This window comes from Micromonospora sp. NPDC005174 (assembly GCF_040608495.1).
Classification (GTDB): Bacteria; Actinomycetota; Actinomycetes; order Mycobacteriales; family Micromonosporaceae; genus Micromonospora.
Window position 1 is genome coordinate 250019 of sequence record NZ_JBEXIJ010000002.1, and the last position, 19206, is coordinate 269224.

The window sequence follows — 19206 nt, forward strand, 5'->3', positions numbered from 1 at the left end:
CAGTGTCCGCGTTACCTCCCCATCGTGAAGGGACTGCCCCACATGACCGACCAGCACGGTGAGCTGGACGCCGCACTCGAGCGGGTGATCGAAGCGGCCCGCCACCACCTGGCCGCCGTACGCGCCGCGCAGGGCCGCGTCGACGACGACGACGTCTGGCAGGCGTACGTGGCGTTGAACAACGCGTCCTTCGCCTACGACGAGCAACTCCTCGACGCCTTCGGCGAGGTGACGCCGTGGGACGTCGACTCGATCGATCCGAACGAGGCCGACGAGCGCTTCGGTGGCGAGGGTGTCGAGGCCAGCGACCCGCACCCGCGGGTGATCTCGGTGCGGCAACGCCGCGACTACCGGGTGCCGAGCATCTCCGCGCTGCTGCGGGCGGCCGAGGCGGCCCGCCGCGAGGGCACCCCGGAGGACGACGAGCCGGCGCCCGTGGAGGGGGTCGGCGAGGCGGTGCTGGAGCTGCTGCAGAGCGGCGACGGCTCGCTCGGCGCGCTGGACGTCCCGGAGCTGGAACCGCTCGACGGGGTGGTCATGGTCAGCGAGGTGGGCACCCCTGTCGACCTGGAGTCGTTCGACGACGACGACGCGGTCGGTCCGTTCCAGCCGGCCGGCGACGACCGGCTCGTCGGTCGACTCGACGAGCACCCGTTCCTGGAGCTCGACGACGACCACGACCACGCCGGGCACCAGCACTAGGGCCAGGAGCCGTACGACGCCCGGGGCCCGACCGTACGCGGTTCGGGCCCCGGGCGTTCACCGCCCGTCCCGGCCTGGTGTCAGTACGACAGGCCCGGCTGCGGCTGGTTGACCCGTCGACGCCGCAACATGACCTGCCGAGTGCCGTCACGGAACAGCCGTACCCGGGCCAACTCCCATCCGGAGAACTCCGCCTGGATCGCCAACTGCGCCGCGGCGGTCAACCGGTCGACGTTCGGCGGCAGCCGCAGCGGCGCGTACTCGTAGTCCATAACGTCCATGCTGCCCAGCCCAGCGGCCGTTCGCCACCCCCTGGAGGGTGACCAACGCCGCTGCCGCGCGTGGTTCGTGCCGTCCTGGGCCGTCTCGGGTCACCCGTCGCGCTCGGGATAGCCGACCGGCACCGACGAGACGTCCTCCAACGCGGTGGTGATCTCCTCGGGCAGCGTGATCCGCTCGACCTGCAACGCGCCGAGCAGTTGCCCGACCGTCCGGGCGCCCAGGATCGGCGCGGTCACCCCCGGCCGGTCCCGGATCCAGGCCAGCGCTACCTCCAGCGGCGACACCCCCAGCCCGCCGGCCGCCGTCGCCACCGCCTCCACGATGCTCGAGCAGCGCGGCTCGAGGTAGGTCGAGACGAACCGCTCGAAGTGGGGGGAGGCGGCCCGGGAGTCCGCCGGCCGCCCGTGCCGGTACTTGCCGGTGAGCACACCCCGACCCAGCGGCGACCAGGGCAGCACGCCGAGGCCCAGCGCGTCAGCGGCCGGCAGCACCTCCCGTTCCACGCCCCGTTCCAGCAGCGAGTACTCCACCTGGGCGGCGACCACCGGCGCGCGGCCCGGCCAGGCCGTCTGCCAGGCGGCGGCCCGCGCGGTCTGCCAGCCGGAGAAGTTCGACACCCCCACGTACCGGACCTTGCCGCTGGCCACCGCGTGGTCCAGCGCCGCCAGGGTCTCCTCCAGGGGGGTGTCCGGGTCGTACCCGTGCAGCTGGAACAGGTCGACGTGGTCGGTGCCGAGCCGGCGCAGCGACGCCTCCAGGGTGCGCAGCAGGTGGCCTCGAGAGCCGTCGCGCCGCCGGCCGCTGCCCGGGCGCAACCCCGCCTTTGTGGCGATCAGCAGTTCGTCGCGCGGGACGAGGGTGCCCAGCAGCGAACCGATCACCGACTCGGCGTCGCCGTCGCCGTACACGTCGGCGGTGTCGATCAGGTTGCCGCCCGCGTCCAGGAAACTCTTCAACTGGGCGGCCGCATCGTCGGCGTCGGTGTCCCGGCCCCAGGTCATGGTGCCGAGCGCGAGCCGCGAAACCGCCAGCCCGCTTCGGCCGAGCGGTCGCTGTTGCATGGGTGAACCTTATTTCGAACCCGCCGCCACGGATATCCTCGCTCCCGTCATCTCTGGCGGTTCTGCCGGTTCCGCCTCCGGCAGGCACCTCGACGGACGGGGGATCATTGGCGGTGAGCCGGTGATCGAGTCCGTTTTCGGCATTGCGTAACCTGGTGCGACCTGTGCCACGGATGGGGGAGGACCAGTGCGACTCGGGCTCAGCCTCGGATACCAGACAGCGTGGAGTACGCCGGCCGACCACCTGGCGCTGGCCCAGGAGGCGGACCGCCTCGGCTATTCGGTGGTGTGGGCGGCGGAAGCGTACGGCTCCGACTCGCCCAGCATGCTCGCCTGGATGGCCGGCCAGACGCAACGGATCGACGTGGGCGCGGCGGTCATGCAGATCCCCGCCCGCACGCCGGCCGCCACGGCGATGACGGCCGCCACCATCGACGCGCTCTCCGGCGGCCGGTTCCGGCTCGGCCTGGGCGTCTCCGGCCCGCAGGTCTCCGAGGGCTGGCACGGTGTGCGGTTCGGCAAGCCCCTCGGGCGGACCCGCGAGTTCGTCGACATCGTCAAGCTGGCCATCGCCCGCAAGGAGGTGGCGTACGACGGCGAGCACTACACACTGCCGCTGCCCGACGGCCCCGGCAAGGCGCTGCGGCTGAGCTTCCACCCGCCGCGCGAGCACATACCGATCTACCTGGCCGCCGTCGGCCCGAAGAACCTGGAGCTGGCCGGCGAGATCGCCGACGGCTGGCTCGCCGTCTTCTACGCCCCCGAGTTCGCCGACGAGCACCTCGCCGCCGTCTCCGCCGGCCGGGCCAAGGCGGGCAAGGAACTGGCCGGCTTCGACGTGGTGCCGTCCGTGCCGGTCGTCATCGGCGACGACGTCGCGTCCTGCGCCGAGCTGGTCCGCTGGTACGCCGCGCTCTACGTCGGCGGGATGGGCAGCCGGCAGCAGAACTTCTACAACCAGCTTGCCACCCGGATGGGTTACGGCGACGCCGCCCGCGAGGTCCAGGACCTCTACCTGGCCAAGCGCCAGCGCGACGCCGCGGCGGCCGTACCCATGGAGTTCATCGACCGTACGTCGCTGCTCGGCCCGAAGGAGCGCATCGCCGAGAGGATGCGTGAGTACGCCGCCTCCGGCGTCACCACGCTCTCGGTGAGCCTGTTCGTGGCGGACCGGGACAGCGGCGTGCAGACCCTGCGTACCGTGGCCGAGGCGCTCGACCTGTCCGGAGTTGGCGAGTGACCTGGATCGAGGCCATCGTCCTGGGCATCGTCCAGGGGCTCACCGAGTTCCTGCCGGTCAGCTCGTCGGGGCATCTGCGGATCACCTCGGCGATCTTCTTCGACCGCGACGCCGGCGCGTCGTTCACCGCGGTCACCCAGCTCGGCACCGAGGCCGCCGTGCTGATCTACTTCGCGAAGGACATCTGGCGGATCACCCGTACCTGGCTGGTCGGGCTCAGGGACAGGTCGGTGCGCTCCAGCCTCGACTACCGGATGGGCTGGTACGTGATCGTCGGCTCGATCCCCATCGGGCTGTTCGGGTTCCTCTTCAAGGACCAGATCAAGACGGCCGGGCGCAACCTGTGGGTGGTGTCGACCACGCTGATCGTGTTCGCGTTCGTGCTGGCCTTCGCCGAGTACTGGGGTCGGCAGACGCGCACGCTGGAGAACTTCCGGATGAAGGACGGCATCGTGATGGGCTTCGCCCAGGCGATGGCGCTGGTCCCCGGCGTGTCCCGCTCCGGGGGGACGCTCACCGCCGGACTGCTGCTCAACCTGACCCGGGAGGCGGCGGCACGCTACTCGTTCCTGCTGGCCATCCCGGCGGTGGTGATGTCGGGGGTGTTCAGTCTCGGGGACGTCTTCGAACCGTCCGCCCCGGGCACGTCCGTACCCTCGGTCGCGCAGACGATCGTGGCCACCGCCATCGCCTTCGGCATCGGCTACGCGGCCATCGCCTGGCTGCTGCGCTACGTCGCCCACCACACGCTGTACGTCTTCGTGCTGTACCGGGTCGCGCTGGGCACCCTGGTCCTCGCCCTCCTGCTGACCGGCACGATCAGCGCCACCTGATCCGCTCCCTGCGGGTACGACGATGGCCGGCACCCCGTGCGGGGTGTCGGCCATCGGTGGTTCTTAGCTGTTCCAGTGCTGGGCGACCAGGTCGGTGGCCTGCTGCTCCCACTGGGCGTACGCGTCCGGGTAGGCGGAGACCTGTACGGTCTGGGCGGCGTCGGTCAGCGGCATGTCCTGCCAGCCGTCGACCTGCTTGAGGCCCTTGAGGAACGCGGTCGTGGGGGGTCATTCCCCGGGGTCGGCGAGCTGCCTTTGCTCTGCTTCAGCCCAGGAAACACCTGCCGTTCGATAATCGGACACCGGGTGTCTCCTGGGCTGAAGCAGAGCAAAGGACGCGAGCTGAGGGGGCCTGGCCCGACGGGCGGGCGGTGACCCGTGGTCCTTCGATCGTCCGAGAGCGACGAGTTCCGGCACGCCACGAGGCCCGCTTGCGGATGCACCCGGTCACACCCCACATCCCCCACACGCCACGAGACCGGCCAATCGCACCCAGCGGAGGCGATCCGACGCGGTGATCGACTCCAGTTCACTGAACTCGGGGTGTCCGGGACCGGTCGATACCGCCAGATCGGCGACGTCTTGTCGATCACGCCGATCCGGGGCGGCGTGGCCGGGGCCCGTGGCACTCGGGAGGTACCGGGGAGGCCTAGGGTGATCGTGTGGCGACCCTTCTGCTTCTGCGACACGGCCGTACCACCGCGAACGCCGACGGCGGCCTGGCCGGCCGGCAGCCGGTCGAGCTGGACGACACCGGGCGCGCCCAGGCCACCGCGGTCGGCGAGCGGCTGCGGTCGGTGCCGCTGGCAGCGGTCGTCACCAGTCCGCTGATCCGCTGCCGGCAGACCCTGGAGCTGGCCTTGCCGCAGGCCACGCCGGTTGTCGAGGAGGGCCTGATCGAGTGTGACTACGGCAGCTGGGAGGGGCAGCCGCTGAAGAAGCTGGCCAAGGAGCCTCTCTGGCCGGTGGTCCAGCAGCACCCCAGCGCGGCGGTCTTCCCGCAGGGCGAGGCGATGGCGGCGATGGCGGCCCGCGCGGTGGCGGCCGTCCGCGATTGGGACGCCCGGGTGAGCGCGGAGCACGGGCCCGAGGCGGTCTGGTTGGCGTGCAGCCACGGCGATGTGATCAAGGCCATCGTGGCGGACGCGCTCGGCGTACACCTGGATGCCTTTCAGCGGATCGTGGCCGACCCGGCGTCGGTGACCGCGATCCGCTTCACGCCGCTGCGTCCGTTCCTGGTCCGGCTCAACGACACCGGCGGTGACCTCGCCGCGCTGGTTCCGCCGCCGCGCAAGCGGCGTCGGCGGGCCACGCGGGCGGCCGACTCGGACGCCGCTGTCGGCGGCGGAGCGGGCGCGGCCAGGTGAGAAACACCGCCACGCCCGGGTGTGGCCCCCGCTACACCGGGCGCGTTGCCCCTGCGGCGATTCGGGTCGGTGGGGTGCGCGACGCCATGGTGGGCCGGATAGGGTCGTGGGTATGACCCACCAGGTGCACGCCTTCGAACCGCCGGAGCGGTTCGTCGCCGGGACTGTCGGGCCGCCGGGGGAGCGCACGTTCTTCCTGCAGGCCCGCGGCGGCGGCAGGCTGGTCAGCGTCGCGCTGGAGAAGGTCCAGGTGTCCCTGCTCGCCGAGAAGCTGGAGGAGCTGCTGACCGAGGCGCAGCGTCGCTTCGGGGTGGACCTGCCCGAGCTGGCGCCGGTGATCGGCGACAACGAGCCGCTGGACACCCCGGTCGACGAGGAGTTCCGGGTCGGGACCCTCGGGCTGGCCTTCGACGTCGACACCGCGACAGTGGTGATCGAGGCGATCGCCGCCGGCGAGGTGGAGCCCGAGGTCGAGCTGGGCGACGAGGACGACGACGAAGACGACGAGGACGAGGAGCCGGACGAGGACCTGGACCGGCTGCGCGTCCGGCTCACGCCGCAGGCGACCCGCCAGTTCATCGAGCGGGCCCGGAGGGTCGTCAACGCCGGCCGGCCGCCGTGCCCGCTGTGCGGCCAGCCGTTGGATCCCGCCGGGCACCTGTGCCCGCGGCACAACGGTTACCACCGGTGACCTTGTCCGGCCTTCAGCCCCTGCACGACGGTGATGCCGCGCTGCGGCTGCTGCGCGACGGCACGATCGACCTGGAGGGTCGGCTGGTCGACGCGTCGAACACCACGCTGCGGGGCATCCTGACCCTCGACGGCGTGACGGCCCGCTGTGTCTACAAGCCGGTACGCGGGGAGCGCCCGCTGTGGGACTTCCCGGACGGCACCCTCGCCGGCCGGGAGGTGTCGGCGTACCTGGTGTCCCACGCCACCGGATGGGACCTGGTCCCGCCCACCATCCTTCGCGACGGTCCGTTCGGCCCCGGCTCCTGCCAACTCTGGATCGACGAGCCGGAGGACGCCGAGCCGCTGGTCGGGTTCGTGCCGGCCGAGGAGGTGCCGCCGCGCTGGTTCCCGATCGCGGCGGCCCGGGACGACGACGGCGCCGCGTACGCCCTCGCGCACGCAGACGATCCACGGCTGGCCCGCCTCGCCGTGCTCGACGCGGTGATCAACAATGCGGACCGCAAGGGCGGGCACGTGCTCGTCGGCGCCGACGACCGCATCTACGGCGTGGACCACGGGGTGAGTTTCCACGTCGAGGACAAGCTTCGTACCGTGCTCTGGGGTTGGGCCGGCAAGCAGTTGCCGCCGGACGCCGTGGAGATGCTCGACGGGCTCGCCGGACAGGTCGCCGGGGCGCTCGGCGAGGAGCTTGCCGACCACCTGACGATCAGCGAGATCGGCGAACTCGCCGCCCGTGTCGACCTGCTGCGGGAGACCGGCCGCTTCCCGCAGCCGCCGGAGGACTGGCCGGCGATACCGTGGCCACCCATGTGAGTCCCCTGTCATCTTGATCACCCGTGGGGCATCCCGGTGCCGCCTGAGGGCTGGTTAGGCTGAGGCCATGGAGTCTTGGGCGGGACACGAGGTGCCACGGCTGCCGGGTCGGGGCGAGCCGTTGGCGTTGTACGACTCGGCGCGACAGGGTGTCCACCCCAGCGACCCGGCCGACGCGGCGAGCATGTACGTCTGCGGCATCACCCCGTACGACGCGACCCACCTCGGTCACGCCGCCACCATGATCACTTTCGATCTCGTGCAGCGGATGTGGCGCGACGCCGGCCGTCCGGTGCGCTACGTGCAGAACGTCACCGACATCGACGACCCCCTGCTGGAGCGGGCCGCCCGCGACGGTGAGGACTGGGTGGTCCTGGCGATGCGGGAGACCGCGCTGTTCCGCGAGGACATGGAGGCGCTGCGGATCATCCCGCCGGAGCGTTACGTGGGCGCGGTCGAGTCGATCCCGGACATCGCCGACAAGGTCGAGGTGCTGGTCAAGGACGGTGCCGCGTACCGGCTCGACGACGGCACCGGCGACGTTTACTTCGACATCTCCGCCACCGGCCGGTTCGGCTACGAGTCGAACCTGACCCGCGAGCAGATGCTGGAGATCTTCCCCGAGCGCGGCGGTGACCCCGACCGGGCTGGCAAGCGCGACGCCCTCGACCCGCTGCTGTGGCGCGGGGCCCGCGAGGGCGAGCCGTCCTGGCCGGGCGGGGAGTTGGGCCCGGGCCGCCCCGGGTGGCACATCGAGTGCGCGGTCATCGCACTGAACCTGCTCGGCGACCGCATCGACGTGCAGGGCGGTGGCAACGACCTGCTCTTCCCGCACCACGAGGCGTCCGCCGCGCACGCCGAGCGGCTCACCGGGCAGACGCCGTTCGCCGAGCACTACGTGCACGCGGGGATGATCGGCCTGAACGGCGAGAAGATGTCCAAGTCCCGCGGCAACCTGGTCTTCGTCTCCCGGCTGCGCGCCGACAAGGTCGACCCGATGGCGATCCGGCTCGCGTTGATCTCCGGGCACTACCGCAGCGACCGTACCTGGACCGACGACCTGCTCACGGCCGCGCAGGAGCGGCTGGACCGCTGGCGGCGGGCCGCCGCGGCGCCCGCCGGGCCGTCCGGGGCCGAGCTGCTGGCCGGGGTACGCGCCAGACTGGCCGACGACCTCGACACCCCCGGCGCCCTGGCGGCAGCGGACCGCTGGGCCGAGGCAACCCTGGCCGGCGCAACGGACGACCCCGAAGCCCCGGCCCTGTTCGCGAAGACGGTGGACGCCCTCCTAGGCATCCGCCTCTAAAACACCCGCCCCGGCCGCCGTGCCCCTTATGCGAGGCCTCACAAGTCCATGATCGACGCGAACCCCTCACCTACTGCGCCGATCTTGCACTTTCGGACGTAACGAAAGTTGCCAATCGGGGCAAAGGGGCGACACAAAGTGCAAGATCGGCGGGGCGGAATGGGGCGAGGCAGGGCAGGGCGGGGTGGGGTTAGCCCAGGACCAGGCCGGGGTCGGGGTCCGGGTCGGGGGCTGGGGCGGGGATCTGGTACTCCTCGGTGAGGGTGGTCATGGGTCCGGGCCAGGTCGCCTGGGCCACCTCGATCGGCTTGCGGTGCGCGTCGTACGCGACGTGCAGCAGGTGCAGCACCGGGGTGTCGGGCCGGATCTGCAGCGTCTCGGCCTCGTCTCGGCTGGGCTGGCGGGCGGTGATGGTGTCGGTGGCCGAGACGTACCGACGGCCGGTCGCCTCCTCGGCCTCCTGGTAGAGCGGCCGGCCGAACGCCTCGGCGCGCTCCAGTGAGGTGCCGGCGGTGTTGGCGGGCAGGAACCAGGAGGCGCCCACCTCGACGGGGGAGTCGTCGGTGCGGACGAGGTGGCGGCGGCAGAGCAGGTTGGTGCCGTCGGTGACGCCGAACGCGTCGGCGACCTCGGCGGGCGCGGGGGCGAGACCGACCGAGACGAGTTGCTGACGGTACCGGGCGGCGAGGTCGGTGTGGTAGCCGCGGAAGCCGCCGTACCGGCCCCGGGAGAGGCGGTTCAGTCGACGCCGGGTGCCCCGGACGTACGTACCCGAGCCGGGTTTGGTGATCAGGATGCCCTCGACCCGCAGCTGGTCGACGGCGCGTTGGACGGTCTGCTTGGCGACGCCGAACATCTCGGCGATGGCCGGAATGGACGGCAGTCGTTCACCCGGCCCCCAGTCGCCGCGGCGGACCTGGACCTTGAGCTGCGCGGCGATCTGCCGGTGTGGAAACTCGGCGGCCCCGGGGTTGATCTGCACACCAGCCTCCCTTGATCACATCTAGGTTCCTAGGATGCCCTAGCGGGTGTGCCGGCGCCACCCCTGACACGCGAAAAACGGGCCCCCGGACCGCGAAGGTCCGAGGGCCCGCAGAAGGCCAGTGCTCCCAGAAGCCAGTGCTCCCAGAGGCCAGTGCTGCTACCAGGAACCGGCGGTGGGGCCGGCCGAACCGCCCCGACGCCGCAGGTACTTCTCGAACTCCTGGGCGATCTCGTCACCGGTCAACGGGGTGATGCCCTCGTCGCCGACGCGCTCCTCCAACTCGCGGACGTACTCGCCCAACTCGGCGTCCTGCTCGGCGGCGCTGCGTACGCGCTGCTCCCACTCGGCGGACTCCTCGGCCAGGTCGGCCATCGGCACCGGCAGGTCGACGACCTCCTCGACGCGGTGCAGCAGAGCGAGGGTGGCCTTGGGGCAGGGCGGGTTGTTGGCGTAGTGCGGCACGTGCACCCAGAACGACACGGCGTCGACCTCGGCGCGGGCGCACGCGTCGTGCAGCACGCCGACGATGCCGGTCGGCCCGTCGTAGCGGGTCGGGGTGAGCTGGTAGCGCTCGGCGGCCTGCGCGTCCGAGGCGCTGCCGCTGATGGGCAACGGCCGGGTGTACGGCACGTCGGCCAGCAACGCGCCGAGCAGCACGACCCGTTCCACCTCCAGGCTGTGGCAGATCTCCAGCACCTGTTCGCAGAATGTCCGCCAGCGCATGCTGGGCTCGATGCCCCGGATCAGCACCACGTCACGGTCGGTGCCCTCGGGGCTCGCCACCATGAACCGGGTCGTCGGCCACTCCACGCGGCGGGTCTCCCCGTCGGCCATGGTGATGGTGGGCCGGCTGACCTGGAAGTCGTAGAAGTCCTCCGGGTCCAGCTCGGTGATCTGCCGGGCGTTCCAGACCTGCTCGAGGTGCTCGACGGCCGCGGTGGACGCGTCGGCGGCGTCGTTCCAGCCCTCGAACGCGGCGATGGCCACGGGGGACCGCAGGACAGGCAGTCCGTCGAACTCGGTCACGCCGTCACCTCACCCTGCTCGTCGCGGCCGATACCGGGACCGCGCCCGGTTGTCGGACCGTGGTGCACGATGGCGTCCCTGTTCTCCTTCACGTCCGCCAGCCTACGTGCCGGGCAGGGATGCGGCCCGTCGGCCGCGCCGGTCCGCCCGGTCGGTGACCGGGCATACGGCGGCGAACCGGACAGCGTGATCCGCCCGACACAATATGGGATCGGGCGCGGAGGGCGCTCGAGTTCGCCTGCGGCCGCACTAACCTGAACGGGTGCGGAACTCGTTGCTGGATGTGCTGGCCGACCGGATCCTCATCGCCGACGGCGCGATGGGCACGATGCTGCATGCCGCCGACCTCACGCTCGACGACTTCGACGGCCTTGAGGGATGCAACGAGATCCTCAACGTCACCCGTCCCGACGTGGTGCGGGGGGTGCACGACGCATACCTGGCCGCCGGCGCGGACTGCGTGGAGACCAACACGTTCGGGGCCAACCTGGCCAACCTCGGCGAGTACGACATCCCGCACCGCATCCGCGAGCTGGCCGAGGCGGGCGCGCGGATCGCCCGGGAGGCCGCCGACGCGGCCAGCACTCCCGAACGCCCCCGGTTCGTGCTCGGTTCGATCGGTCCGGGCACCAAGCTGCCCACCCTCGGGCACGCCGACTACGCGACCCTGCGCGACGCGTACCAGGAGAACGCCGCCGGCCTGATCGCCGGCGGCGCGGACGCGCTGATCATCGAGACCTGCCAGGACCTGTTGCAGGTCAAGGCGGCGGTGATCGGCTCGAAGCGGGCGATGGCCGAGCTGGACCAGCAGGTGCCGATCATCTGTCACGTGGCCGTGGAGACCACCGGCACGATGCTGGTGGGCAGCGAGATCGGCGCGGCCCTCGCGGCCATCGAGCCGCTCGGGGTCGACCTGATCGGGCTGAACTGTTCGACCGGCCCGGCCGAGATGAGCGAGCACCTGCGCTACCTGTCGCAGCACTCCCGCATCCCGCTGTCGGTGATGCCCAACGCCGGCCTGCCGGTGTTGACGGCCGACGGCGCGTACTTCCCGCTGACTCCCGTGGAGCTGGCCGAGTCCCTGGAACGGTTCATCACCGAGTACGGCGTGGGGCTCGTCGGCGGCTGCTGCGGCACCACCCCGGAGCACATCCGGGTGCTGTCCGAGCGGCTGCACGGCAGCGTCGCCCCGGCCCGCGAGGCCCGGCACGAGGCCGGCGTCTCCTCGGTGTACCACCCGGTGCCGTTCGCCCAGGACGCGTCGGTGCTGATGGTGGGGGAGCGGACCAACGCCAACGGCTCGAAGGCGTTCCGCGAGGCGATGCTCGACGGTGACTGGCGGGCCTGCGTGGAGATCGCCCGCAGTCAGGCCCGCGACGGCTCGCACCTGCTCGACCTGTGCGTCGACTACGTCGGGCGCGACGGCACGCAGGACATGCGCGAGTTGGCCGCTCGGTTCGCCACCGCGTCGACGCTGCCGATCATGTTGGACTCCACCGAGCCGGCGGTCATCGAGGCCGGGCTGGAGATGCTCGGCGGTCGCTGCGTGGTCAATTCGGTGAACTTCGAGGACGGCGACGGCCCGGAGTCCCGCTACGGGCGGGTGATGCCGGTGATCCGGGAGCACGGAGCCGCAGTTGTGGTGATGTGCATCGACGAGGAGGGGCAGGCGCGCACCGCCGCGGACAAGGTCCGCATCGCCTCGCGCACCATCGACGACCTGACCGGCAGGTGGGGGATGGACCTCTCCGACATCCTCATCGACACGCTGACCTTCCCGATCGCGACGGGGCAGGAGGAGACCCGCCGCGACGGCATCGAGACGATCGAGGCGATCCGGGAGATCGCCCGGCGTTACCCGGGCGTCAACTTCACCCTGGGCATCTCGAACATCTCCTTCGGCCTCAACCCGGCCGCTCGGCAGGTGCTCAACTCCGTGTTCCTGCACGAGTGCGTGCAGGCCGGCCTGACCTCCGCGATCGTGCACGCCAGCAAGATCCTGCCGATGTCGAAGATCCCCGACGAGCAGCGTGAGGTCGCCCTGGACATGGTCTACGACCGACGCCGCGAGGGGTACGACCCGTTGCAGCGCTTCCTCGAACTCTTCGAGGGTGTCGACGTGACCAGTGCCCGGGCCAGCCGGGCGCAGGAGCTGGCGGCGCTGCCGCTGGACGAGCGACTCAAGCGGCGCATCATCGACGGTGAGCGCAACGGCCTGGAGGCCGACCTCGACGAGGCGATGGCCGGCGGCCGGTCCCCGCTGTCGATCATCAACGACATCCTGCTGGACGGCATGAAGGTCGTCGGTGAGCTGTTCGGCTCCGGGCAGATGCAACTGCCGTTCGTGCTCCAGTCGGCCGAGGTGATGAAGACCGCAGTGGCGTACCTGGAGCCGCACATGGAGGCCACCGAGGACGGCGGCAAGGGCCGCATCGTGCTGGCCACCGTGCGCGGCGACGTGCACGACATCGGCAAGAACCTGGTCGACATCATCCTGTCCAACAACGGCTACGAGGTCGTCAACATCGGCATCAAGCAGCCGATCAGCGCGATCCTCGACGCGGCCGAGCAGCACCGCGCCGACGCGATCGGCATGTCCGGGCTGCTGGTCAAGAGCACGGTCATCATGAAGGAGAACCTGGCCGAGATGGCCACGCGCGGCGTTGCCGAGCGCTGGCCCGTCCTGCTCGGTGGGGCGGCGCTGACCCGGTCGTACGTCGAGGACGACCTGCGCGCGACGTACCCCGGGCAGGTGCACTACGCCCGTGACGCGTTCGAGGGCCTGTCCCTGATGGACCGCGTGATGACCGCCAAGCGCGGCGGCGCCCCGGTCGTCGACCCGGAGCGCGAGGCCGCGCTCGCCACTCGCCGGGCCCGCCGCGAGCGGCAGCGCGCGGTGGTCACCGAGTCGCTGCCGGAACTGCACGACTCCTCGGTCCGCTCCAATGTGGCCCTCGACGTGGAGGTGCCCACCCCGCCGTTCTTCGGCACGCGGGTGGTCAAGGGCGTGCCGATGGCCGACTACGCGGCGCTGCTCGACGAACGGGCCACATTCCGTGGGCAGTGGGGGCTCAACGGCGCCCGGGGCGGCAACGGACCCTCCTACGACGAGCTGGTCGAGACCGAGGGCCGCCCGCGACTGCGGTACTGGCTGGACCGGCTGATCGCCGACCAGGTCCTGGAGGCAGCCGTGGTGTACGGCTACTTCCCCGCGTACTCCGAAGGAAATGACCTGGTGGTGCTCGACGAGAACGGGCACGCGGAGCGCGCCCGGTTCTCGTTCCCCCGCCAACGCCAGGAGCGACGGCTCTGCCTCGCGGACTTCTTCCGGCCCAAGGGCGACCAGCTCGACGTGGTCGCGCTGCAACTGGTCACGGTCGGGCAACCCGTCAGCGAGTACGCGGCGAAGCTGTTCGCCCGCAACGAGTACCGCGACTACCTGGAGGTGCACGGGCTGTCCGTGCAGCTCACCGAGGCCCTGGCCGAGTACTGGCACCGGCGGGTGCGCGCCGAACTGACCCTGCCCGACGGGCGCCCGCTGGGCCACGACGACCCGCAAGACCTGGCGGGCATCCTGCGCAACGACTACCGGGGCTGCCGGTACGCGTTCGGCTACCCGGCCTGCCCCGATCTGGAGGACCGGGCGAAGATCGTGGATCTGTTGGGCGCGGAGCGGATCGGCGTCGAGCTGTCGGAGGAGTTCCAGCTCATGCCGGAGCAGGCCACCGACGCCATCGTGGTCCACCACCCCGAGGCCAGCTACTTCAACGCCAAATAACGGGCGCACGGATTGCGCTGGACGGCTATCTCTGCCAGCCGTAATTGGTGGCGCAGTTCAGGAAACCCTGTTGACTGCATGAGGGTCAAGGGCCGCTGATCCCAGCACTACGTGCGGAGAGTGTCGACGAGCTTTTGAACCTGGACGCGGATGTCGTCGCGTACCTGACGGACGACGTCGAGGGGTTGACCCGCTGGGTCGGTGAGTTTCCAGTCTTCGTAGCGTTTGCCGGGGAAGACGGGGCAGGCGTCGCCGCAGCCCATGGTGATGATGACGTCGCTGGCTTCGGCCGTGTCCCAGGTGAGCTTGGCGGGCGATTGGCTGGTGATGTCGATGCCGACCTCCCGCATGGCTTCGACGGCGACCGGGTTGATGTGGTCGGCGGGCTCGCTGCCGGCGGAGCGGACCTCAACGGTGTCGCTGGCGAGGTGGCGTAGCCAGCCGGCGGCCATCTGGGAGCGGCCGGCGTTGTGGACGCAGACGAATAGGACGGTGGGCTTGCTGCTCATCGAGCTTCGGTCTCCTGGGTGAGGCGGGGCACGACGACGGCGTTGGCGGTGTCGGCGGCGTGGGGGTACCAGGCGGCGATGGCGGCGACGGCGACCAGGCCGCCGACGAGCTGGGCGGCGATGAAACCGGGTACCGAGGTGGGGGCGATACCGGCGAAGGTGTCGGTGAAGGCCCGGCCGATGGTGACGGCGGGGTTCGCGAACGACGTCGACGAGGTGAACCAGTAGGCCGCGCCGATGTAGGCGCCCACGGCGGCCGGGGCTGCTGTGGCGCGGCCGGAGCGGGCGAGGGCGAAGACCAGGACGACCAGGCCTGCGGTGGCGACGACCTCGGCCAGCCACAGGTTCCCGCCGCTCCGCTCGGTGCGGGACCAGGCCACGGCCGGCACGTCAAACATCAGGTCAGCCAGCACCGTGCCGGCGATGGCTCCGCCGGTCTGCGCGGCGGTGTAGGCGGCGAGGTCCCGGGTGGTGAGGCCGAGGCCGGCGCGGCGGCCGAGCCACCAGTCGACGACGGAGACGATCGGGTTGAAGTGCGCGCCGGAGACCGGGCCAAAGGTCAGGATCAGCGCGCCCAGGGCCAGGGCGGTGGCGATCGCGTTTTCCAGGAGTTGGAGACCGACGTCAGTGGGGGAGAGCCGGGCGGCGGCGATCCCGGAGCCGACGACGGCGGCGACCAGCAGGGCGGTGCCGGCGCACTCCGCCGACGCCCGCCGGGGCAGGGTGCGGCTCACGCGGCGGCGGCCGGGGCGGCGGAGATGTCCAGTAGCGCGCCGAGCTTGCGGAATGCCTCCGGCTTGGCCCGGTACCAGACCCAGGTGCCGCGCCGCTCCGAGTCGACCAAGCCGGCTTCGCGCAACAGCTTGAGGTGGTGGGAGATGGTCGGCCCGGACAGGTCGAACGCCGGAGTCAGATCACAGACGCAGATCTCGGGGACCGACGCGATCATCGACATCAGCCGCAGCCGGACCGGGTCACCCAGGGCCTTGAACAGCGGCGCGACCAGCGCCGCCTGATCGGCGTCCATGGGGCGGGCCGCTATCGGGGAGCAGCAGGCGACCGCGTTGAGGTCCACCACCGGCAGCTCTTGTTTCGACATTTCTCTAGCTTGACAGACTTCGAAACAGGGGGCAACGTAGGTCTTGCTTCGATAAACATCTAGGCAAGGAGATGGCCATGTCCCGCGTTCAGCTCGCCCTGCGCGTGTCCGACCTCGAAGGCTCGGTGGCCTTCTACTCGAAGCTGTTCGGCGTCGAGCCGGCCAAGCGTCGCCCCGGCTACGCCAACTTCGCCGTCGAGAACCCGCCGCTCAAGCTCGTCCTGTTGGAGGGCGAGGCCGACCAGCCCACCGTGATGGACCACCTGGGCGTCGAGGTGCCCACCACCGACGAGGTCAACGCCGCTACCAAGCGCCTCACCGACTCCGGCCTGATCACGTTGGAGGAGAACGACACCGAGTGCTGCTACGCGCTCCAGGACAAGGTGTGGGTGCGCGGTCCCGGCAACGAGCCATGGGAGGTCTACACCGTCAAGGCCGACTCCCCGCAGTTGGAGAAGGCCACCGAGAGCGCCTGCTGCACCCCGGCCGCCGAGAAGGAGCCGGCCACCAGCGGGGCCGCAGCAAGCTGCTGCTGATCGTTGCGCCCTCGTGCGCCCGTCCTCGATCCAGGAGGCGGGCGCGCAGCGCTGGGGCACGACGGGGGCACAAGACAGCGTGAAACGTCGTCAACCAGCGCGACACGACGAGGACCCGGAGCTGCCCCCAACAGCGTGCGGGCAGCGTTGCCGGAGGTCACAAAGATGCCGCACCAAGTTCCGCTTCAACGTCTGACACCGCGTAGAAGAAGCGCTTGTCAGTCAGAGCATTGCAGCAAGCATGGTGCCGATCAGACCCGCAGCCCAAACGCCAAACCAGGACCACAAGGCAGCGCGGCCATAGGGAAGGGCGCGGATGGCGGTGTAGAAGCGACGGTGCCGTTGTCGCGGACCTCGATCCGGTAGCCCGGTTGCGCCGTGTCGCCAGCAAGCTCCCATTGAGGAGCCGAGACCGAGCCGTCTTCAGCCGTGAACTTCCCCCAGCACCACCGGGTCTCGTGGCGGTCGTCGGAGACGCGCACACAGCTCGGGTGGTCCGGTCACGGGCTGGAAATTCTCCATGTGCCAGTTGGCGCGCAAGGAGGAGCGGCTCTAGTGGGAGACAGTGAGCGCCGTGAAAGGGGACCAGCCGGACGCGTTGGTCTTGACGATTTGCACTGTCTCGGTCAGACGCGGTGGAAGATCGCGTTGAGCCTGCTGGAACTGCTCCGTGCCAAGATGCGCCGCGTTGGCCGCCTCGTCTTTCCAGAACTCAACGAGAATATATTCGGTGGGATCATCGAGGCCGCGCGACCAGTCGAAGGATACGCAGCCCGGCTCTTTTCGGGTGTCGAGGGTGTACTCACGAATGATTTCTGGCCATCGGTCTGCGTCTTCCGGGCGCACTCGAAACCGTGCAGTTACGATGATCATGGTCAGCCCCTCGTCTCAAAGTCTCCGGGTCGGTGTCGGTGGTCTCGGCGATACGTCGATCCTAGGATCGTCGGTGTCCCAAAACTCGAACAAGCAGTTTTCTGACCCGTTTGCTCGACGTCTGCCGTCGGGCGGTGGAGGTCGGCGGGGCGGCATCGCCGGCCGGGCGCCCGAGCCTCGCGCTCCGGCTGGCGACCTCGCGTCCACGACGGGAGATCGGAGGTGTAGGGGGTTCAGATCCCCTCGCGTCTCGGGTTGCCGCCCTTCGCGAGATCGTGCCGCATCCAAGCCGTCCAACGAGAGCCAACGGCGGCCATCGTCGACCATCCATGCCAGGTGTGGCAGCAGCTCGAACCCGCAGTCATCCGGTTTGATCGACCATCCCCCTGGCTGGACCAATACAACGCCAAGCGAGGACCTCGGGCTGCGGCGGCGTTGACAGTCGAATTCGCCTGATGGCAGCCCCTGCGGACAGCCGCACTCCACGAGGGACGATCCGTGGGCGCGGCCGTCGATGAGCGATCCGAATCGCCGCAGGTCGGCCGGCTTGAGGGCGAAGTGACCCTTTTAACACGTCTTCTGGTGAACTCGGTGGTGCTCCTCCACGTCGGTGGCGACGTCGACTACTTTTCGGAGGACCACTTGCGCAATCAGCCCCATCCCGAACCGCCGCTGTGGCTCCAGGCAGCCGAGACGGCCGGGGCGTCGGTACTCCGCGAGATGAATGCGCCCTGGTTGCCGGCGCTGGCGGGCATCTGGGCGGCGAGCGTCACGCTGTTCGCCTACGCGCCGGTCGCCACGGCCATCAGTCGCCGACTCCGCGGCGAGCGGCGGGCGAATGTCGTCGAGGAACTGTTCACGCGGACCATGCTCGGGGTCTACCCAGGTGCGAAGCGGGACGAGCAGCGGCACCATCCGTCAAGGTCGAAGAGCCAGGACCGCTCCTACGAGGCGACCTTTCAACGACGGGACCCGCTCCACTCGACGGCTGTCTACACCGTCGTCGTACGCGATCTGCTGCGCATCCAGGAACTGTTCTACCGAAGACTGAACCACCCTGAACGGATAATGTACTGCCGTGACGCGAACGAGCGTATCGCTGCACAGTTGGCGCCCGACGGTCGAAGCCCGCAGACCTATGAGGAACTGGATTTCCACCATCAGGCCATCGTCGAACGTCAGATAACTGTCGACAGGCAGTTCTTCAGGTTGTACGAGACGTTCAGCGATCAGCAGGTGGCCGGCGCGCCCATCAGTGAGCTGACGCCGGTCAGCGCCCCGGCGCTGCCCCCCGTCGTCGTGGACGCGCTGGGTCTGGTCGAGGCCACCAGAGCACCGTTTCCCACCTTGGCGCCGTACCACCTGACCGCCCACGCGATGGCCGTCGGCTGACGGGTCCCCGTGTACGAAACGGCTGGACTGCTCCGCGCGGTGGGCGCGGAGCAGTCCAGCCGGATACCGCGTCCGGCGTGCCAGCTCGGCGAGGGGTGTGGTCACAAGGTGGTCGGGGAAGGATGACGGTCATGGTGGAGGCCTTCGTCGCGGAGCCGCCGTGCGCGGTGTGTGGGCAACCGGCGACCCACGTCGAACTCGTCGCACCGGATGCCCAGCCGGTCGGTTGGCAGGGCTGGTCACCGGCGCAGCGCGACGCCCACACCGCCGCGCGAGAGCGCCACAGCGGCCAGCGATGGTGGCTGCTGTATTCCGGGATTGCGGCGGGTAACGGGCTCGGCCGACCGGCGGACCCGGCAGAGGCACAGCGCATCGTCGACGCGTTCACCCAGCCGTACCGGTACGCCGCCGTCACGACTGCCGGCTTCTACGACGACGCCGGCTTCTGTGCGCGGTGCGACGCCCCGTACTGCTTCCACCACTGGAACGTGTCCAGCACCGGCTACGGACGGTGTCCCCGGGGGCACGGCAAGAGCCTCGACCCGCACTGGTCGTCCGACGACTAGTGCGGCACGATGACCGGTTCGGATGTGCGCTCCGCTGGGGCCGGCACCGGATTCGGCGATCCAGCGATTCGACGAAGCACGGCTGTAGCCCGCGCGGCTTGCGGCCCGGTGCATGTGGTCGCACCGTGACGGTGTGTGCACCGGT

At 70.3% G+C, this 19206-nt stretch carries 19 protein-coding genes; 11 read left to right on the forward strand and 8 right to left on the reverse strand.

Going from position 1 to position 19206, the window contains the following annotated elements; genetic code table 11:
* Positions 1 to 42: 42 nt before the first annotated feature.
* On the forward strand, positions 43 to 702 hold the full coding sequence (locus ABZU91_RS03360; protein ID WP_355233400.1) for a hypothetical protein: 660 nt from the start codon (positions 43 to 45) through the stop codon (positions 700 to 702).
* Positions 703 to 782: 80 nt separating this feature from the next.
* Here ABZU91_RS03360 and ABZU91_RS03365 read toward each other — a convergent pair whose 3' ends face one another.
* Both ABZU91_RS03365 and ABZU91_RS03370 read right to left on the reverse strand, forming a co-directional pair.
* Entirely contained in the window at positions 783 to 974 is a 192-nt protein-coding gene (locus ABZU91_RS03365; protein WP_039906151.1) for a DUF5703 family protein, read from the reverse strand.
* A gap of 99 nt (positions 975 to 1073) precedes the next feature.
* Positions 1074 to 2045 carry an aldo/keto reductase gene (locus tag ABZU91_RS03370; RefSeq protein WP_355233402.1) on the reverse strand — a complete coding sequence of 324 codons (972 nt, stop codon included), beginning with the start codon at positions 2043 to 2045 and terminating at the stop codon, positions 1074 to 1076.
* A gap of 187 nt (positions 2046 to 2232) precedes the next feature.
* Between ABZU91_RS03370 and ABZU91_RS03375 the strand changes: the two genes are divergently transcribed.
* From ABZU91_RS03375 to mshC, 6 genes are all read left to right on the forward strand, one after another.
* A complete protein-coding gene (locus ABZU91_RS03375; RefSeq protein WP_355233404.1) occupies positions 2233 to 3285 on the forward strand; it encodes an LLM class F420-dependent oxidoreductase in 1053 nt (350 codons plus the stop codon).
* Positions 3282 to 4118, forward strand: coding sequence for an undecaprenyl-diphosphate phosphatase (locus ABZU91_RS03380; RefSeq protein WP_355233406.1), 837 nt, complete (start codon positions 3282 to 3284; stop codon positions 4116 to 4118). Before ABZU91_RS03375 ends, ABZU91_RS03380 begins: the two co-directional genes overlap by 4 nt.
* A 662-nt stretch (positions 4119 to 4780) precedes the next feature.
* Positions 4781 to 5485, forward strand: coding sequence for an MSMEG_4193 family putative phosphomutase (locus ABZU91_RS03385; protein ID WP_355233408.1), 705 nt, complete (start codon positions 4781 to 4783; stop codon positions 5483 to 5485).
* Positions 5486 to 5597: 112 nt separating this feature from the next.
* On the forward strand, positions 5598 to 6176 hold the full coding sequence (locus ABZU91_RS03390) for a DUF3090 domain-containing protein (protein WP_355233410.1): 579 nt from the start codon (positions 5598 to 5600) through the stop codon (positions 6174 to 6176).
* A complete protein-coding gene (locus ABZU91_RS03395; RefSeq protein ID WP_355233412.1) occupies positions 6173 to 6991 on the forward strand; it encodes an SCO1664 family protein in 819 nt (272 codons plus the stop codon). Before ABZU91_RS03390 ends, ABZU91_RS03395 begins: the two co-directional genes overlap by 4 nt.
* A 67-nt stretch (positions 6992 to 7058) precedes the next feature.
* Complete coding sequence (gene mshC / locus ABZU91_RS03400) at positions 7059 to 8297, forward strand: cysteine--1-D-myo-inosityl 2-amino-2-deoxy-alpha-D-glucopyranoside ligase (RefSeq protein ID WP_355233414.1); 1239 nt, start codon at positions 7059 to 7061, stop codon at positions 8295 to 8297.
* Between the two features lie 190 nt (positions 8298 to 8487).
* Here mshC and ABZU91_RS03405 read toward each other — a convergent pair whose 3' ends face one another.
* Both ABZU91_RS03405 and ABZU91_RS03410 read right to left on the reverse strand, forming a co-directional pair.
* Positions 8488 to 9279 carry a GntR family transcriptional regulator gene (locus ABZU91_RS03405; protein ID WP_355233415.1) on the reverse strand — a complete coding sequence of 264 codons (792 nt, stop codon included), beginning with the start codon at positions 9277 to 9279 and terminating at the stop codon, positions 8488 to 8490.
* A gap of 159 nt (positions 9280 to 9438) precedes the next feature.
* Positions 9439 to 10308: a PAC2 family protein gene (locus ABZU91_RS03410; RefSeq protein ID WP_269678735.1), complete on the reverse strand. Its 870-nt coding sequence runs from the start codon at positions 10306 to 10308 to the stop codon at positions 9439 to 9441.
* Positions 10309 to 10570: 262 nt separating this feature from the next.
* Between ABZU91_RS03410 and metH the strand changes: the two genes are divergently transcribed.
* On the forward strand, positions 10571 to 14086 hold the full coding sequence (metH, locus tag ABZU91_RS03415) for a methionine synthase (protein WP_355233418.1): 3516 nt from the start codon (positions 10571 to 10573) through the stop codon (positions 14084 to 14086).
* A 107-nt stretch (positions 14087 to 14193) separates the two neighbouring features.
* Here the strand turns inward: metH and ABZU91_RS03420 are convergent, their stop codons facing one another.
* Genes ABZU91_RS03420 through ABZU91_RS03430 form a run of 3 tightly spaced genes read right to left on the reverse strand, consistent with a single transcriptional unit; the run spans position 14194 to position 15694 of the window.
* Complete coding sequence (locus ABZU91_RS03420; protein WP_355233420.1) at positions 14194 to 14595, reverse strand: arsenate reductase ArsC; 402 nt, start codon at positions 14593 to 14595, stop codon at positions 14194 to 14196.
* Complete coding sequence (locus ABZU91_RS03425; RefSeq protein WP_355233422.1) at positions 14592 to 15329, reverse strand: MIP/aquaporin family protein; 738 nt, start codon at positions 15327 to 15329, stop codon at positions 14592 to 14594. The genes ABZU91_RS03420 and ABZU91_RS03425 overlap by 4 nt, the downstream gene beginning before the upstream one ends.
* Complete coding sequence (locus ABZU91_RS03430; protein WP_355233424.1) at positions 15326 to 15694, reverse strand: metalloregulator ArsR/SmtB family transcription factor; 369 nt, start codon at positions 15692 to 15694, stop codon at positions 15326 to 15328. Before ABZU91_RS03430 ends, ABZU91_RS03425 begins: the two co-directional genes overlap by 4 nt.
* Positions 15695 to 15771: 77 nt before the next feature.
* Between ABZU91_RS03430 and ABZU91_RS03435 the strand changes: the two genes are divergently transcribed.
* Complete coding sequence (locus ABZU91_RS03435; RefSeq protein ID WP_355233426.1) at positions 15772 to 16230, forward strand: ArsI/CadI family heavy metal resistance metalloenzyme; 459 nt, start codon at positions 15772 to 15774, stop codon at positions 16228 to 16230.
* A 552-nt stretch (positions 16231 to 16782) separates the two neighbouring features.
* On the opposite strand, the gene ABZU91_RS03440 is transcribed toward ABZU91_RS03435, so the two are convergent.
* Positions 16783 to 17103: a putative quinol monooxygenase gene (locus tag ABZU91_RS03440; protein WP_355233428.1), complete on the reverse strand. Its 321-nt coding sequence runs from the start codon at positions 17101 to 17103 to the stop codon at positions 16783 to 16785.
* 498 nt (positions 17104 to 17601) lie between these two features.
* Between ABZU91_RS03440 and ABZU91_RS03445 the strand changes: the two genes are divergently transcribed.
* Entirely contained in the window at positions 17602 to 18495 is an 894-nt protein-coding gene (locus ABZU91_RS03445) for a hypothetical protein (RefSeq protein WP_355233430.1), read from the forward strand.
* A gap of 131 nt (positions 18496 to 18626) precedes the next feature.
* Positions 18627 to 19061: a hypothetical protein gene (locus ABZU91_RS03450; protein ID WP_355233432.1), complete on the forward strand. Its 435-nt coding sequence runs from the start codon at positions 18627 to 18629 to the stop codon at positions 19059 to 19061.
* The last annotated feature ends 145 nt before the right edge of the window (positions 19062 to 19206 follow it).

Bases quoted from the DNA above. Each gene is read 5' to 3' on its own strand.
- ABZU91_RS03360 (WP_355233400.1), top strand. From the start codon at position 43: ATGACCGACCAGCACGGTGAGCTGGACGCCGCACTCGAGCGGGTGATC.
- ABZU91_RS03365 (WP_039906151.1), bottom strand. From the start codon at position 974: ATGGACTACGAGTACGCGCCGCTGCGGCTGCCGCCGAACGTCGACCGG.
- ABZU91_RS03370 (WP_355233402.1), bottom strand. From the start codon at position 2,045: ATGCAACAGCGACCGCTCGGCCGAAGCGGGCTGGCGGTTTCGCGGCTC.
- ABZU91_RS03390 (WP_355233410.1), top strand. From the start codon at position 5,598: ATGACCCACCAGGTGCACGCCTTCGAACCGCCGGAGCGGTTCGTCGCC.
- mshC (WP_355233414.1), top strand. From the start codon at position 7,059: ATGGAGTCTTGGGCGGGACACGAGGTGCCACGGCTGCCGGGTCGGGGC.
- ABZU91_RS03420 (WP_355233420.1), bottom strand. From the start codon at position 14,595: ATGAGCAGCAAGCCCACCGTCCTATTCGTCTGCGTCCACAACGCCGGC.
- ABZU91_RS03430 (WP_355233424.1), bottom strand. From the start codon at position 15,694: ATGTCGAAACAAGAGCTGCCGGTGGTGGACCTCAACGCGGTCGCCTGC.
- ABZU91_RS03435 (WP_355233426.1), top strand. From the start codon at position 15,772: ATGTCCCGCGTTCAGCTCGCCCTGCGCGTGTCCGACCTCGAAGGCTCG.
- ABZU91_RS03440 (WP_355233428.1), bottom strand. From the start codon at position 17,103: ATGATCATCGTAACTGCACGGTTTCGAGTGCGCCCGGAAGACGCAGAC.
- ABZU91_RS03450 (WP_355233432.1), top strand. From the start codon at position 18,627: ATGGTGGAGGCCTTCGTCGCGGAGCCGCCGTGCGCGGTGTGTGGGCAA.